The following is a 14618-nucleotide window of genomic DNA, read 5'->3' as shown; positions in this document are numbered from 1 at the left end:
CCACCTGTTCTATTTTAGGGACTTATTGGACAGCCCCGTTTTCACGTTCGTTAGTTTTGGTGATCCAATGATGCACGGATGAATTCGCGGATGATTGGTTGCGGGCGAGTTGGCCGTGATGCGAATTCTGGGTGGAATTGTGTACCGATGAAGAATGGATGGTCGTTCAGTTCGATAATTTCCACTAAATGTCCGTCTGGGCTTTCCCCGGCGATCACCATGCCTGCGTTTTCGAATTGATCGCGATACGTGTTATTGAATTCAAAACGATGGCGGTGGCGTTCATATACTAACTCATCATTGTAAGCTGCTTGCGTTTTTGTACCCTCTTTCAATTTACAAGGATGAGCGCCTAAACGCATGTCGCCGCTTGCTTCTTCGATGCCTGCGCGGCTTTCGAAGTCACTATTGTTTTCAATAATTTGATTTGCTGTTTCTGGGTCAAATTCCGCAGAATGGGCATCTGCAATTCCTAATACATCGCGTGCGTATTCAACTGCAGCTAATTGCATGCCGAGTCCAACTCCTAAAAACGGCACTTTGTGAACACGTGCGTAATGGATTGCGACAAGTTTGCCTTCAATTCCTCGATCTCCAAACCCACCCGGCACAAAAATACCATCTGCATCTTTTAGGATGTCCGCTACGTTCTCCTGTGTAACTTCTTCTGAATTGATCCAGTCAATTTCGATATCTGTGTCAAATTCATAGCCTGCGTGACGGAATGCTTCAACTGCAGAAATATATGCATCTTGCAGTTCAACATATTTTCCGACAAGAGCAATTTTCACTTTACGCGATAAATGGCTAACGCGATTCACAAGCTCTTCGATTTCTGTCAAATCCGGCTCCTTCGTTTCAAGTCCAAGGAAGTCGACTACTAACTTGTCCATATTTTGCTCATGAAGACGAATCGGCACTTCATACAATGTTTCCACATCAAGCGCTTCAATTACTTCTTCAGGCTTAATGTTGCAGAATAACGCGATTTTGTCTTTCATTTCTTGCGGAACGGGGTATTCGCTTCGCACAACGATCATATTTGGCTGGATACCGAGTCCACGCAATTCTTTTACGCTGTGCTGTGTAGGCTTTGTTTTCATTTCCCCTGCTGCATGCAAATATGGGATGAGCGTGTTATGAATGTACATGACATCATCTTTTCCTAAATCCGTTTTCATTTGACGGATCGCTTCAAGGTATGGAAGGGATTCAATGTCTCCTACACTTCCGCCGATTTCAGTAATGACAACATCGGCATTTGTTTCCTGCCCTGCACGCTTAATCAGGCTTTTAATTTCATTTGTAATATGTGGAATAACTTGGACAGTTGCCCCTTTGTAATCGCCACGGCGTTCTTTTCTTAAAACGGAAGAATACACTTTCCCCATTGTGACGTTGGAGTATTTATTTAATTTAATATCGATGAAGCGCTCGTAATGACCTAAGTCCAAATCGGTTTCCGCACCGTCTTCCGTTACGAAAACTTCTCCGTGCTGGTACGGGCTCATCATTCGCGGGTCTACGTTAATATACGGATCAAATTTTTGGTTCGTTACTTGAAGGCCTCTGCTTTTCAAGAGTCTGCCGAGAGAAGCGGCATTAATTCCTTTTCCTAATGATGAAACGACGCCGCCAGTTATGAAAATATATTTTGTCATGAATAAACGCCTCCTTTTATAGTAGGGGTTGTCCGATGTATAAAAATCAAAAAAGCGCTCCACTGTAGTTTGTCTACAAGAGGAGCGCTTATACACTGATTCATGTGTCCTTTTTCAAGGAGCCCAAATAAAAGGTTAAAGGTTACGACGCATGAAGTCAAGTACAAAGTGTTAGAGTTCTTCCTCTTCCATTTCTTCGTCGTCTTCTTCCTCTTCTTCATCGTCGTCGATATCAATCTCATCGTCCGGAATGATTTCAAGCTCTTCATCTTCATCGATGAGATCTTCTTCGAGTTCTAAGATGTCTTCTTCCTCTTCTTCATCATCGTCTTCTAACTCATCATCGTCATCATCCAACTCGTCAAAATCTTCTTCGAAAAGATCTTCTTCATCGATTTCAATTTCGTCTTCATCTTCTTCGTCTTCATCATACGCTTTTTTCTTTTTCTTTTTGCGAACTTTTACGACAGGCGCTGTTTCTTCCTCGATTTGATCTACTGGGTACCATTCGCGGAGTCCCCAACGGTTGTCATGGATCGCAAGGAAGCGTCCATCTATATTCATATCCGTGTAAAATTGCAGAAGCTTTTCCTGCATTTGTTCTTCTGTCATACCTGTGAGGTCTTGGATTTCAGCCATCAATTCTTGAATGGTTAAGGGCTCACGTCGATCCGTTAAGATTGCATACGCAATGTCAATCAGTGATTCTTCTAAGAGCTCTTCTTGTGTCAGTTCGTTAAGATTCATCTAACGCACGTCCTTTCTCTGAACAAAAACATACTTATCATTATATACAATGAAGTCCCTATTATGCTACCATCTTTTACTCTTCTTAAAACGCTGGAATTCTTTAATGCCAATGTACCCAAAGTATAAGGCAGCAAGCAGAAACGGGACGATGCCAAGACCTTTGTCATATAGGAAATAAAGGAGGAGAATTAGGATTGCGATAATCAATAGGTGGTGATACAGTTTCACGTTCCGCACCTCTTTCGCTCGTTGATTTCATTATACGTGCGAGTTGTTTGAAAAATCCACTACAAACCGATATTTTTGGCTACATTTTATAAGTGTGAAATAAGGGCTAAGGGCTATTCATTTTATAAATGAATGGTGGAGCTTTCTATGTAGGTAAGAAATATGGATTGACGTTTAGTCGCCTCGGCAGAACCTTGCCGGTCACCCTTACCTCGAAGAGTAGGGAAAGATCCTCTATCCTTACTGATGGAATGTATAGCATTTTCGAGGAGTTGCCGCCTCTTTAGTTTGTCATTTATCAAGTTTCCCACTAATGACTATGTAAAGCTTTACATTAAAAACAGAAAAGCTCGCCATTTGTCAAAGGCATTCGGCATGACGCTGCGCTATTGGGAATCCACGATACGCCCTCGACATTTTATAGCGTCTATATAATAGGGAAAGCTCATACATCCAGGGGAAAAGCGTATAAACTGTGGCGAAAACGCATAAAGCGACGATTGAACGAATAAAGTCTCATAACAACTCATAAATCGCGATTCGTACGCATAACTTGCCTCTAAACTTCTTTCCCGAATGCATTCCCATCATATAAAACGGACGCCTCTTTCAAGAAGCGTCCGCCCATTTACATATTTCTTCTGTACTGTCCGCCAACTTGGTAAAGTGCATTCGTAATTTGGCCTAAGCTCGCGACTTTTACAGTTTCCATCAATTCTGCGAAAATATTGCCGCCCGAAACTGCGACTTCTTGCAGTTTGCGCAAAGCGTCCGTTGCAACATCGCTATGACGTGATTGGAAGGCCCGCAAATTGGCGATTTGTGTTTCTTTTTCTTCTTTTGTGGCACGGGCAATTTCCATATTGTCGATTTCTTCTTCTGAAGGCGGGTTCGGATTCAAGTATGTGTTGACCCCGATGATCGGCAGTTCGCCCGAGTGCTTTTTCATTTCGTAATGCATCGATTCTTCTTGGATTTTGCCTCGCTGGTATTGAGTTTCCATCGAACCTAATACTCCGCCACGGTCGTTTAGACGATCGAATTCTTGCAGTACGGCTTCTTCGACAAGGTCTGTCAGTTCCTCAATGATGAAAGAGCCTTGCAACGGATTTTCATTTTTCGATAAACCGTGCTCTTTCGTAATGATCATTTGGATTGCCATCGCGCGGCGGACAGATTCTTCCGTCGGCGTCGTAATTGCTTCGTCATAAGCATTCGTATGGAGCGAGTTGCAGTTATCCTGCAACGCCATTAGCGCTTGCAATGTCGTCCGAATGTCGTTAAAGTCGATTTCCTGCGCATGCAAGCTTCGTCCGGAAGTTTGGACATGATATTTCAGCTTTTGGCTCCGTTCGTTGGCACCATACTTCTCACGCATAGCGACCGCCCATATGCGTCGGGCGACCCTTCCGATAACGGTATATTCTGGGTCCAAACCATTTGAGAAGAAGAACGACAAGTTTGGTGCGAAGTCGTCGATGTTCATGCCACGGCTTAAATAGTACTCAACATACGTGAATCCGTTCGCCAATGTAAATGCCAATTGTGAAATTGGATTCGCACCAGCTTCTGCAATATGATAGCCCGAAATCGAAACAGAATAGTAGTTCCGTACTTTTTGGTCAATGAAATATTGCTGGATATCGCCCATCATGCGGAGCGCGAATTCTGTCGAGAAAATACATGTGTTTTGACCTTGGTCCTCTTTCAAAATATCAGCTTGTACCGTACCGCGGACGACTTGCAATGTCGCATTCCGCACTTCCGTAAACTCTTCCACTGTGAGCGGACGGCCAACTTCTTCCTCTTTCTTTTTCACTTGCTGATCAATTGCTGTATTCATGAACATCGCAAGGATGATCGGCGCAGGGCCGTTAATTGTCATCGATACAGATGTAGACGGTGCGCAAAGATCAAACCCTGCATACAATTTTTTCATATCGTCCAATGTACAAATGCTAACGCCGGATTCTCCAACTTTTCCGTAAATATCAGGGCGCTCATCTGGATCTTCCCCGTACAATGTCACTGAGTCAAAAGCTGTGGACAACCGTTTCGCATCGTCATCTTTCGACAAATAGTGGAAGCGGCGATTCGTCCGTTCCGGTGTCCCTTCTCCGGCAAATTGACGCTTCGGATCTTCTCCTTCACGTTTAAACGGGAATACACCTGCCGTATATGGGAAGGAACCCGGCACGTTTTCTTTATAAACCCAGCGAAGAATTTCTCCGTAGTCCTTGAATTTCGGCAAAGACACTTTCGGTATTTTCAAGCCCGACAAACTGACTGTCTTTAATAGTGTCCGCAGTTCTTTATCCCGAATTTTTGTAATGAATTCGTCTCCGGCATATGACTCTTTTAACGTTTCCCAGTTTTTCAAGATGCGCTTGGATTCTGCAGTGAGTTCATCACGTACACCATCCGCCAATGATTGCAATGAAGTGACAAGTGCGTCATCAGGGGATTTCTCATTGACAGCCTCAATCGCACCTTCCAATTGAAACAGACGTCGTGCAAGCTCGACTTGCTCCCCCGACTTCTTATGGTAGTCTCGGATCGTGCTTGCGATTTCACGCAAATAATGCGTCCTGTCATTCGGGATGATGACGTTCTGTTTTTGTGTTTTCACTGATTCCGTATACGACGTTTCCCAGTCCGTACCGCATTTTTCATTCAACTTTGCTACTAAAGCGGCAAATAGCGAGTTCGTCCCTTTATCGTTGAATTGGCTTGCAATCGTGCCGTACACTGGCATATCATTTAAGCTTTTATCGAAAAGAAGATGGCTTCGCTGATATTGCTTTTGCACTTGGCTCAGCGCGTCTTCAGATCCTTTTCTTTCGAATTTATTAATGACTATCAAGTCCGCAAAGTCGATCATATCGATTTTCTCAAGCTGTGTCGGCGCACCGAATTCACTCGTCATCACATACATCGACACGTCTGAGATTTCCGTAATTTCTGCATCGCCTTGCCCGATACCGCTCGTTTCAACGATGATTAAATCATACCCTGCTGTCTTTACGACATCCAATACATCTTTAATCGCTCCCGACAGTTCAGTTCTTGAACCACGTGTCGCCAAGCTCCTCATGAATACTCGATTATTGAAAATGGCATTCATCCGAATTCGATCGCCTAACAACGCTCCACCCGTCTTCTGTTTCGTCGGGTCGATCGATAGGATGGCCACTTTTTTATCAGGCAGCTCGCGCAAAAATCTGCGGATCAATTCATCAGTGAGCGAAGATTTCCCTGCTCCCCCTGTGCCAGTTATCCCTAAAACCGGCGTGTTTTTTGACATTGCTTTAGCCTTCTCAATAAGTGCTTTGGCTCGTTCATTATTTTGATCATGCATTTCTTCCGCATATGTGATCAAATTGGCCAATACTTCGGGCCGATCCGTACTAACATTGTCAAGATTCGCTAGCTCATCTTCCGTTTCAGTAAGGAAATCGCATTCCTCCATCATTCGGTTGATCATTCCTTGAAGCCCCATTTTTCGACCATCTTCCGGCGAGAAAATCCATGCGATGCCGTAATCATGCAATTCCTTTATTTCTTTCGGCAAAATGACACCGCCCCCGCCGCCGTAAATGCGAATATGCGGAGCTCCTTTTTCCTGCAGCAAGTCATACATATATTTAAAGTATTCTACGTGACCGCCTTGATAAGAAGAAATCGCAATTCCTTGGACATCCTCTTGAATTGCCGCATTAACGACCTCCTCGACAGAACGGTTATGCCCTAAGTGAATTACCTCTGCCCCGGTCGATTGTAAAATACGGCGCATAATGTTAATGGAAGCGTCATGTCCGTCAAATAAGCTGGACGCCGTAACAAAGCGGACATGGTGTTTTGGTTTGTAAATCTCAGTAGTTGCCATCTTTCCATTCACCCCTTCTGTTCATGCGCTGCAAAAGATTTTATTCTAATTGCATAGCGCGTTCCCAATACATTAAGAACTTTTCACAATCCCATTCATAATTTGGTCGGTTTGATAACGGATGAAATCGTCAATTGAGTAGTCGCGTTGCAATGCCCATCTGCGGAATGCCCACATTTGTCCAATTACGACGATATGATGTGCTGTTGCAGGAACCTCTTCTTCCCCAATGCGCAATTCCCCCGAATGCACGCAAGTTGAAAGCAAGCCTTCAAATAATGCGACCATTTCCATCTCTTTTTTTAGGACGTATTGCAAAGCGTCCTTCGGCAATGATTTTGACTCTTGATACATGACGACAAATTCATCAGACATATTATCAATTAGACGATAATACGCATCGATCGCCATTCGAAGGCCATTTATATCGCCTGCGTGATCAGCGACCGTCGACAGGCGTCTTTGTACTTCATTGTAAATGCTGTCACAAACGAGGTAGAGGACATCCTCTTTCGTACGGATGTATTCGTACAGCGTTCCAATGCTGAAGCCGGCCGCTTTGGCAATTTCCCTCGTCGTCGCGCGGTGGAACCCTTTCACCTTGAACAGCTGGACAGCTCCACTAATGATTTGCTCGCGCCGTTTTTCAATTAAATTCGCATCCTTTACCGACGATTTCACTACACGTTTCACTTGCATTTCGCACCCCCGATTATTTCGTCAGCATGCGGGAGATGACAAGACGTTGAATTTCCTGCGTTCCTTCATATATTTGCGTTATTTTTGCATCGCGCATATAGCGTTCAACTGGATAATCTTTCGTATAGCCATAGCCGCCGAACACTTGAACCGCTTCCGTCGTCACTTTCATCGCTGTATCTCCAGCCATCAGTTTCGCCATCGCGGATGCCTTTCCATATGGCAAGTCATTGGATTCCAGCCAAGCTGCTTGGTACGTCAGCAAGCGAGAAGCCTCTGTCGCTGTCGCCATATCAGCCAATTTGAAGCCTACGCCTTGATTGGCAGCAATCGGCTTGCCGAACTGCACACGTTCCTTCGCATAATCCGTTGCAGCATCTAACGCACCTTGCGCAATTCCGACCGCTTGTGCAGCGATTCCATTGCGGCCGCCATCAAGCGTTTTCATTGCGATAATAAACCCTTGGCCTTCTTCTCCTAACAAATTCTCCTTTGGCACACGGCAATTATCGAACATAATTTCCGTAGTTGGAGAAGATCGAATTCCTAATTTCTTCTCCTTCTTGCCGACAGAGAAGCCCGGGAAGTCTTTTTCTACGATGAACGCGCTTGTGCCCTTATGCTTTGATGCCGGATCGGTTACCGCAAAGACAATATAAATGTCTGCAATACCTCCATTTGTAATGAAAATCTTGGAGCCATTCAACACATACTCATCGCCATCCAATTTCGCAGTTGTGCGCATGCCCCCCGCATCTGAACCGGACCCAGGCTCCGTCAAACCGTAAGCTCCTATTTTTGACCCTTCCGCCATTGGACGAAGGTATTTCTGCTTTTGCTCTTCTGTACCGAACTTATATACCGGCCATCCTGCAAGCGATGTATGTGCAGATAACGTTACACCAGTCGACGCACAAACGCGTGATAATTCCTCAACCGCGATGACATACGCCAAGTAATCACTTCCGATGCCGCCATATTCTTCAGGCCAAGGAATGCCTGTCAGCCCCAATTCCGCCATTTTCTTAAAGATTTCCATATCAAATCGTTCTTCTTCATCCCGTTCTGCAGCTGTTGGCGCCACATCCTTCTCAGCAAAGTCGCGTACCATTTTTCGGATCATTTCATGTTCTTCGGATAATGTAAAATTCATGTCTATTCCCCCTATTGTTTTGTCGGTGCCTGTGTAAACATTTTTCGATTCGTGAACAACGATTGCATAATGAACGAAAACAACAATCTTTTATAGGCAATCGATATGTATTCAAATACAATCCTATGAATTGTAATGACTATAAGTCGCATAAGCACGATTGCTGTTAATTCATCAAATGTTTATTAATGACAATCCGTTGAATTTCACTTGTTCCCTCGTAAATTTGTGTCACCTTCGCATCACGGAAATAACGCTCGACTGGATAATCTTCCGTATAGCCGTAGCCGCCAAAAATTTGCACAGCTTCGATCGCATTATCTACTGCCGTTTGTGATGCGAACAGTTTTGCCATAGAAGCTTCTTTCCCGCAAGGTTTTCCTTCAGCCCGAAGCTGTGCCGCCCGGTATACTAACAGTCTCGCCGCTTCTGAAGCAGTCGCCATATCCGCAAGCTTGAAGCCTACACCTTGGTTGGCAGCAATCGGCTTGCCGAATTGCTCACGTTGCTTTGCATATTCAGTCGCCGCCTCCAAAGCCGCTTCTCCAATGCCTAAAGATTGAGCTGCTATGCCGATTCGGCCGACATCCAAATTCGCCATCGCAATTTTGAACCCTTCGCCTTCTTCGCCTAAGCGGTTTGTTGCAGGCACTTCCATATCTTCAAACGTCAGCTGAACGGTACGGGAGCCGTGCAGCCCCATCTTTTCTTCATCCTTGCCGATGATAAGCCCCGGTGTATCTTTGTCGACAATGAACGCCGTAATTCCTTTCGTTCCTTGCGCTGAATCGGTCGATGCAAAAACGATGTACACATCCGCCTCGCCGCCGTTTGTAATGAATACTTTAGAGCCGTTCAGCACATAATGATCATCTTTTTTTACTGCCCGTGTCTTCAAAGAGCCTGCGTCTGATCCCGAAGCCGGTTCCGTCAGGCAAAATGCCCCTAAATATTCGCCTGAAGCCATTTTCGGTATGTAACGCTGCTTTTGCTCTTCAGTGCCAAAATACAAAATCGGATTTGTGCCAACTGACGTATGAACAGAGAGGATAACCCCCATCACTGCACTAACCTTCGACAGCTCATGGATGGCGATAATGTACGAAACAAAATCCATTTCCGAACCGCCGTACTCCTCTGGCACCGTTATGCCCATCAATCCGATCTCGCCCATCTTTATAAGAATCTCCCTCGGAAATTCTCCAGCCTCCATCCGTGGAATGAATGGCTCAATCTCGCTCTTTGCAAAATCCCTTACCATCGCACGCATCATTTGCTGTTCTTCGGTGAATTGTAAATGCATTCGACTAACCCCTTTAAGTTGATATCAACAAAACCCATTCCCATGCTAACCGGTCTTTGCAAGCCAATTAAATTACGTCAAACCCGCTTAAATATTTTTAAAAGCGCATATTTTCCTTTACGCACGCATAATTCATTAAAAAAACACATAAATAGTTTCTTTCGCGCATAAGCTATCAGGTCAAACGCATAAGTTATTTAAAAAGCTCATAATTCATCATTCAAACGATAGCTCTTTCTACTAAACCCTTACGTTAGTCAAAGGCATCTGTCGCGAACTTGCACATTCAACTATGCCCAGTCATCCCGCACATATATTGGCATATTGCAATGCAACCAACGCGGAAATCCTATCGCAACACGCATAGCCTACTTCAAAAATGTGTACATCCACTAACAACGCCTATCCGGCAAATCAATATTCATAAAAGCCGCGGCCGGATTTCTTCCCTAACCACCCTGCATTCACATACTTGCGTAGCAATGGACATGGGCGGTATTTCGAATCGCCGAACCCTTCATGCAACGTCTCCATAATGTATAAGCAAGTATCGAGGCCGATGAAATCAGCTAATTGCAATGGGCCCATCGGGTGGTTCATGCCTAATTTCATCACTTCATCAATCGATTCTTTTGTAGCTACACCTTCGTACAACGTATAGATCGCTTCATTGATCATTGGCATAAGGACGCGGTTTGCGACGAAACCAGGATAATCATTCACTTCTACCGGCGTTTTGGATAGTTTGTAAGTCATCGCTTCGACCGCTTCGTACACTTCATCGGAAGTGGCAAGCCCGCGGATGATTTCGACCAATTTCATGACTGGCACCGGATTCATATAGTGCATGCCGATCACTTTTTCAGGACGGTTTGTTGCTGCTGCGATTTCCGTAATTGGAAGTGATGACGTATTCGAAGCCAAAATCGCATGTTCTGGCGCAATACCGTCAAGCTGTGCGAAAATAGACTTTTTCACTTCCATATTTTCAACGGCTGCTTCGATAACGATGTCCACATCAGCTGCATCTTGCAAATCCAATGATTTCGTTATGCGTCCTAACACTTCATTTTTTTCATCTTCGGTCATTCTGCCTTTTTCTACATTACGTGATAGATTTTTTGAAATGACGCCGATCCCTTTCGTATAGGACTCTTCTTTAATATCGTTCAATTTCACTTCAAATCCGGCTTGTGCACATACTTGAGCGATGCCGCCTCCCATTTGCCCTGCACCGATGACCATCACTTTTTTAATTTCCATACTCGTTGCTCCCCCTTATTTCACTTCAATCATGATTGCGTCGCCTTGCCCGCCGCCTGAACAAATCGCGGCAATTCCAATTCCGCCCCCACGGCGTTTCAATTCATATGCCAGAGTCAAAATAATGCGCGTTCCGCTCGCTCCTATCGGGTGGCCAAGCGCAACCGCTCCACCATTGACGTTCACTTTTTCAGGATCAAGTTCAGCGATTTGTGAACTAACGAGCGCCACAGCTGCAAATGCTTCGTTTATTTCAAATAAATCAATATCCGCCAATTGCTTGCCCGTTTTCTCTAACAACTCGTTAATGACAAGCCCCGGCGTTTGCGGGAAATTTTCAGGTTCAACGGCTACTTCCGCATGATCGATAATCGTTGCAAGCGGCTGTTTCCCTTCCTTTTTTGCCCGCTCTTCGCTCATGAGGACGAGTGCACAAGCACCATCATTAACCCCCGGTGCATTGCCTGCTGTAATCGTTCCGTCCTTATCAAAAGCTGGTCGCAATTTTGCGAGTGACTCAAGAGATGTATCTTTGCGAGGCGCTTCATCCGCATCCACTTGAATGGCATCACCTTTTCGCTGCGGAATTTCAACCGCTACGATTTCTTCCATAAACTTTCCTTCCTCCATTGCGGCCAATGCCCGTTCATGGCTTCGGAGCGACCATTCATCCTGCTGCTCGCGTGTTAATGAAAAACTGTTTGCCGTTTGATTGCCATACGTCCCCATATGAACGCGTTCCGGTGAAAAAGCGCAAGAGAGGCCGTCATAAATCATTCCGTCCAATAGCTGTGCGTCCCCCATTTTCAGGCCAAATCTGCCTTTCGGAAGATAGTAAGGCGCATTGGACATCGATTCCATGCCTCCAGCAACGATCACCTCTTCATCGCCCAATCGTATAAGCTGGTCGGCCAACGTGACACTTCGCATGCCAGATGCACAAACTTTGTTGATCGTTTCCGTTTTGACAGACCATGGAAGCCCAGCTTTTGTCGCAGCTTGCCGTGAAGGGATTTGACCTTGGCCCGCCTGTAAAACGGTTCCCATAATGACTTCATCCACTTCTTGCACTGCTACTCCTGAACGGTACAACGCTTCTTTAATGGCAATTCCCCCTAAGTCCGAAGCACTTTTCGACGATAGCCCTCCGCCAAATTTTCCAAAAGGCGTTCTTGCACCGTCCAAAATAACTGTTCTCATCATAACTTCTCCCCCATTCCATTTTGATAGCGTTTACATTTCTTGATTGAATTACGACTGAACGCTCGCTCAGTCCTATTTCAAAGAAAAAGGGAGTGCTAAGACTCCCTATTAATTTTCATAAATCAATCATAGTTTTCTATATTATAACTCTATTCCTTTAACGGCGCAATTGACTTATTGTAAAATTGGCGATTCTTCCTCTGTCACAGCCGGCTCATGCTCTTCACCAAAAATGGAACGTTCAAGAAGTTCCGCAATATCGTACGTACCAACTTTGTCTTCTACTTCGATCGCTTTTGTTCCGTCGGAAAGCATCGTCAAGCAGTACGGACAGCCTGAAGAAATGATGCCCGGGCTTACTTCCATCGCTTGTTCAGTTCGTGCCACGTTTATGCGGTGACCAGCATCCTCTTCCATCCACATTAATCCGCCGCCTGCGCCACAGCACATACCATCCTGGCGATTCCGCTTCATTTCGACCAAATTGACACCCGGTATCTTTTTCAAAATTTCCCGTGGAGCATCGTACACATCATTGTAACGGCCTAAATAACAAGAATCATGGAACGTGATCGTTTCGTTAATTTCATGTTTCGGATTCAGCTTCCCTGCCATGACAAGGTCATAAAGCAATTCCGTGTGATGAAGGACAAGTGCATTGAATCCGAAATCTGGATACTCATTTTTGAAAATATTGTATGCATGCGGATCGATCGTGACGATTTTTTTGACGCCCGCCTTTTCGAACTCTGCGATATTGGCCGTGGCCAATTCCTGGAACAAGAATTCATTCCCTAAACGACGTGGTGTATCTCCAGAGTTCTTTTCTTTATTTCCTAAAATCGCAAATTTGACGCCCGCCTCATTCAGAAGGTGTGCAAATGAAAGTGCGATTTTTTGAGATCGGTTATCGAATGCTCCCATTGAGCCGACCCAGAATAAATATTCAAACTCCTCGCCCGCCTTTTTCATTTCCTTGACAGTTGGAATATGAAGATCTGGGCGCGCATCTCTCCAATTCTCTTTTTCTTTCCGGTTAAGACCCCAAGGATTTCCTTGGCGCTCAATGTTAGTCATTGCGCGCTGTGCATCCGCATCCATTTTACCTTCCGTCATGACAAGATAACGACGAAGGTCAATAATTTTATCGACGTGTTCGTTCATAACCGGGCACTGATCCTCACAGTTACGGCAAGTTGTACAAGCCCAAATTTCCTCTTCTGTAATCACGTCACCGATTAGCGATGGATTGTAAATATCATCCATTGAAGCACCTTCAAGACCTGCTGCTAGCGCAATTTGATTGCCTTTCGTATTGCTAAAAGCGAATGTCGGCACCCACGGCTGTTTCTTCGTCACTAAGGCACCTGTATTCGTCAAATTATCACGAAGCTTTGTTATCAAATCCATCGGAGATAGCATTTTACCTGTCCCTGTCGCAGGACACATATTCGTACAGCGACCGCATTCAACGCAAGCATAGAAGTCAATCATCTGCTTTTGCGTGAAATCAGTAATTTTGCCAACTCCTAACGCAGGCATTTCGTCTTCATCTTCAACTTCCTCAAGCGCTTCAAAATCGATAGGCGCCAATTTACCTCTGCGATCAAACCGCATCATATACGTGTTGATCGGCCCTGCAATTAGGTGCGCGTGCTTCGATTGAGGCACATACACTAAGAATGTTAGCAAAGTTAGCAAGTGAATCCACCAAGCTACGAAGAACACTACAGCTGCAGCTGTTGGCGACATGAAGCTGAAAGCGGTTGCAATTGCTGACGCCATCGGTTCCGTCCATGTCGTTTCATGGCCTTGCCATATCATATTCATTCCGTTTGCGACAAGCGTCGACAACATGAGCGTTCCAATGAAAATAAGAACAAGCCCCGACTTCCAGCCGCGCTTTAAACGGACAAGCTTCTCAACATAACGGCGGTGGAATGCCCAAACGACTGCGACTAAAATAACGGCCACAACGATTTCCTGGAAAAAAGTAAACCCGCTGTAAATCGGCCCAAATGGTAAATGGGACCCCGGCTTCAATCCTTTCCAAATTAAGTCAATCGCACCGAACTGAACGAGAAGGAATCCATAGAAGAACATGACGTGGATTGAACCACTTTTCTTATCCTTCAATAATTTCTTCTGCCCAAAAACATTTACCCAAACTTCTCTCAGCCTCTTAGAGACATTATTATCGAATTCTTCTTTTCTCCCCAACTTAACGAATTCGACACGTGACTTAATCAAATACGTAAATAACGCCAAAGCATAAGCGGTAACAACTAAAAACAATACCCAATTGGCGATTAATAAAGCCTTCATGCCATCTCTCTCCTTCCCTTTGTATGAACGTTACGAATAGTGTAGTAGAAATTAGATACGGTGTCGATGTTCTATTTAATAGTCTAAGATATGAATGAGCATTCAGTCAACGTATTTTTTTATTTTGCAATACTTTTTAGATGATTT

At 44.7% G+C, this 14618-nt stretch carries 9 protein-coding genes; all 9 read right to left on the bottom strand.

Features of this window, described 5'->3' with window-relative positions:
- Window positions 1–50: 50 nt before the first annotated feature.
- The 9 genes from ACFQ38_RS11275 to ACFQ38_RS11235 all read right to left on the bottom strand — a co-directional run bounded on the left by ACFQ38_RS11275 (window position 51) and on the right by ACFQ38_RS11235 (window position 14471).
- Entirely contained in the window at window positions 51–1661 is a 1611-nt protein-coding gene (locus tag ACFQ38_RS11275) for a CTP synthase (RefSeq protein WP_336822828.1), read from the bottom strand.
- A 171-nt stretch (window positions 1662–1832) separates the two neighbouring features.
- Entirely contained in the window at window positions 1833–2408 is a 576-nt protein-coding gene (gene rpoE / locus ACFQ38_RS11270) for a DNA-directed RNA polymerase subunit delta (protein ID WP_336822829.1), read from the bottom strand.
- Window positions 2409–3267: 859 nt separating this feature from the next.
- Window positions 3268–6525 (bottom strand): fused isobutyryl-CoA mutase/GTPase IcmF, encoded by a 3258-nt coding sequence (gene icmF, locus ACFQ38_RS11265; protein ID WP_336822830.1) that lies wholly within the window; start codon window positions 6523–6525, stop codon window positions 3268–3270.
- Between the two features lie 72 nt (window positions 6526–6597).
- Window positions 6598–7224, bottom strand: a complete 627-nt coding sequence (locus ACFQ38_RS11260; protein WP_336822831.1) for a TetR/AcrR family transcriptional regulator — start codon at window positions 7222–7224, stop codon at window positions 6598–6600.
- Between the two features lie 13 nt (window positions 7225–7237).
- Complete coding sequence (locus ACFQ38_RS11255; RefSeq protein WP_336822832.1) at window positions 7238–8377, bottom strand: acyl-CoA dehydrogenase; 1140 nt, start codon at window positions 8375–8377, stop codon at window positions 7238–7240.
- Window positions 8378–8543: 166 nt separating this feature from the next.
- Window positions 8544–9680 carry an acyl-CoA dehydrogenase gene (locus ACFQ38_RS11250; protein ID WP_381480926.1) on the bottom strand — a complete coding sequence of 379 codons (1137 nt, stop codon included), beginning with the start codon at window positions 9678–9680 and terminating at the stop codon, window positions 8544–8546.
- A 414-nt stretch (window positions 9681–10094) separates the two neighbouring features.
- A complete protein-coding gene (locus ACFQ38_RS11245) occupies window positions 10095–10943 on the bottom strand; it encodes a 3-hydroxybutyryl-CoA dehydrogenase (RefSeq protein ID WP_381480923.1) in 849 nt (282 codons plus the stop codon).
- Between the two features lie 15 nt (window positions 10944–10958).
- Window positions 10959–12146 carry an acetyl-CoA C-acetyltransferase gene (locus ACFQ38_RS11240; protein WP_381480921.1) on the bottom strand — a complete coding sequence of 396 codons (1188 nt, stop codon included), beginning with the start codon at window positions 12144–12146 and terminating at the stop codon, window positions 10959–10961.
- A gap of 174 nt (window positions 12147–12320) precedes the next feature.
- Window positions 12321–14471, bottom strand: coding sequence for a (Fe-S)-binding protein (locus ACFQ38_RS11235; protein WP_336822836.1), 2151 nt, complete (start codon window positions 14469–14471; stop codon window positions 12321–12323).
- Window positions 14472–14618 lie beyond the last annotated feature (147 nt).

It is taken from the genome of Sporosarcina contaminans, from assembly GCF_042679045.1.
In the GTDB taxonomy this organism is placed as follows: Bacteria; Bacillota; Bacilli; order Bacillales_A; family Planococcaceae; genus Sporosarcina; species Sporosarcina contaminans.
Note: the sequence above shows the minus strand (reverse complement) of the source record. Positions and strands in the feature narration are given on the sequence as shown.

Excerpts from the sequence above, each read along its gene's own strand:
- ACFQ38_RS11245 (WP_381480923.1), bottom strand. The coding sequence starts at position 10,943 with ATGGAAATTAAAAAAGTGATGGTCATCGGTGCAGGGCAAATGGGAGGC.
- icmF (WP_336822830.1), bottom strand. The coding sequence starts at position 6,525 with ATGGCAACTACTGAGATTTACAAACCAAAACACCATGTCCGCTTTGTT.
- ACFQ38_RS11235 (WP_336822836.1), bottom strand. The coding sequence starts at position 14,471 with ATGAAGGCTTTATTAATCGCCAATTGGGTATTGTTTTTAGTTGTTACC.
- ACFQ38_RS11260 (WP_336822831.1), bottom strand. The coding sequence starts at position 7,224 with ATGCAAGTGAAACGTGTAGTGAAATCGTCGGTAAAGGATGCGAATTTA.
- ACFQ38_RS11240 (WP_381480921.1), bottom strand. The coding sequence starts at position 12,146 with ATGATGAGAACAGTTATTTTGGACGGTGCAAGAACGCCTTTTGGAAAA.
- ACFQ38_RS11275 (WP_336822828.1), bottom strand. The coding sequence starts at position 1,661 with ATGACAAAATATATTTTCATAACTGGCGGCGTCGTTTCATCATTAGGA.
- ACFQ38_RS11250 (WP_381480926.1), bottom strand. The coding sequence starts at position 9,680 with ATGCATTTACAATTCACCGAAGAACAGCAAATGATGCGTGCGATGGTA.
- ACFQ38_RS11255 (WP_336822832.1), bottom strand. The coding sequence starts at position 8,377 with ATGAATTTTACATTATCCGAAGAACATGAAATGATCCGAAAAATGGTA.
- rpoE (WP_336822829.1), bottom strand. The coding sequence starts at position 2,408 with ATGAATCTTAACGAACTGACACAAGAAGAGCTCTTAGAAGAATCACTG.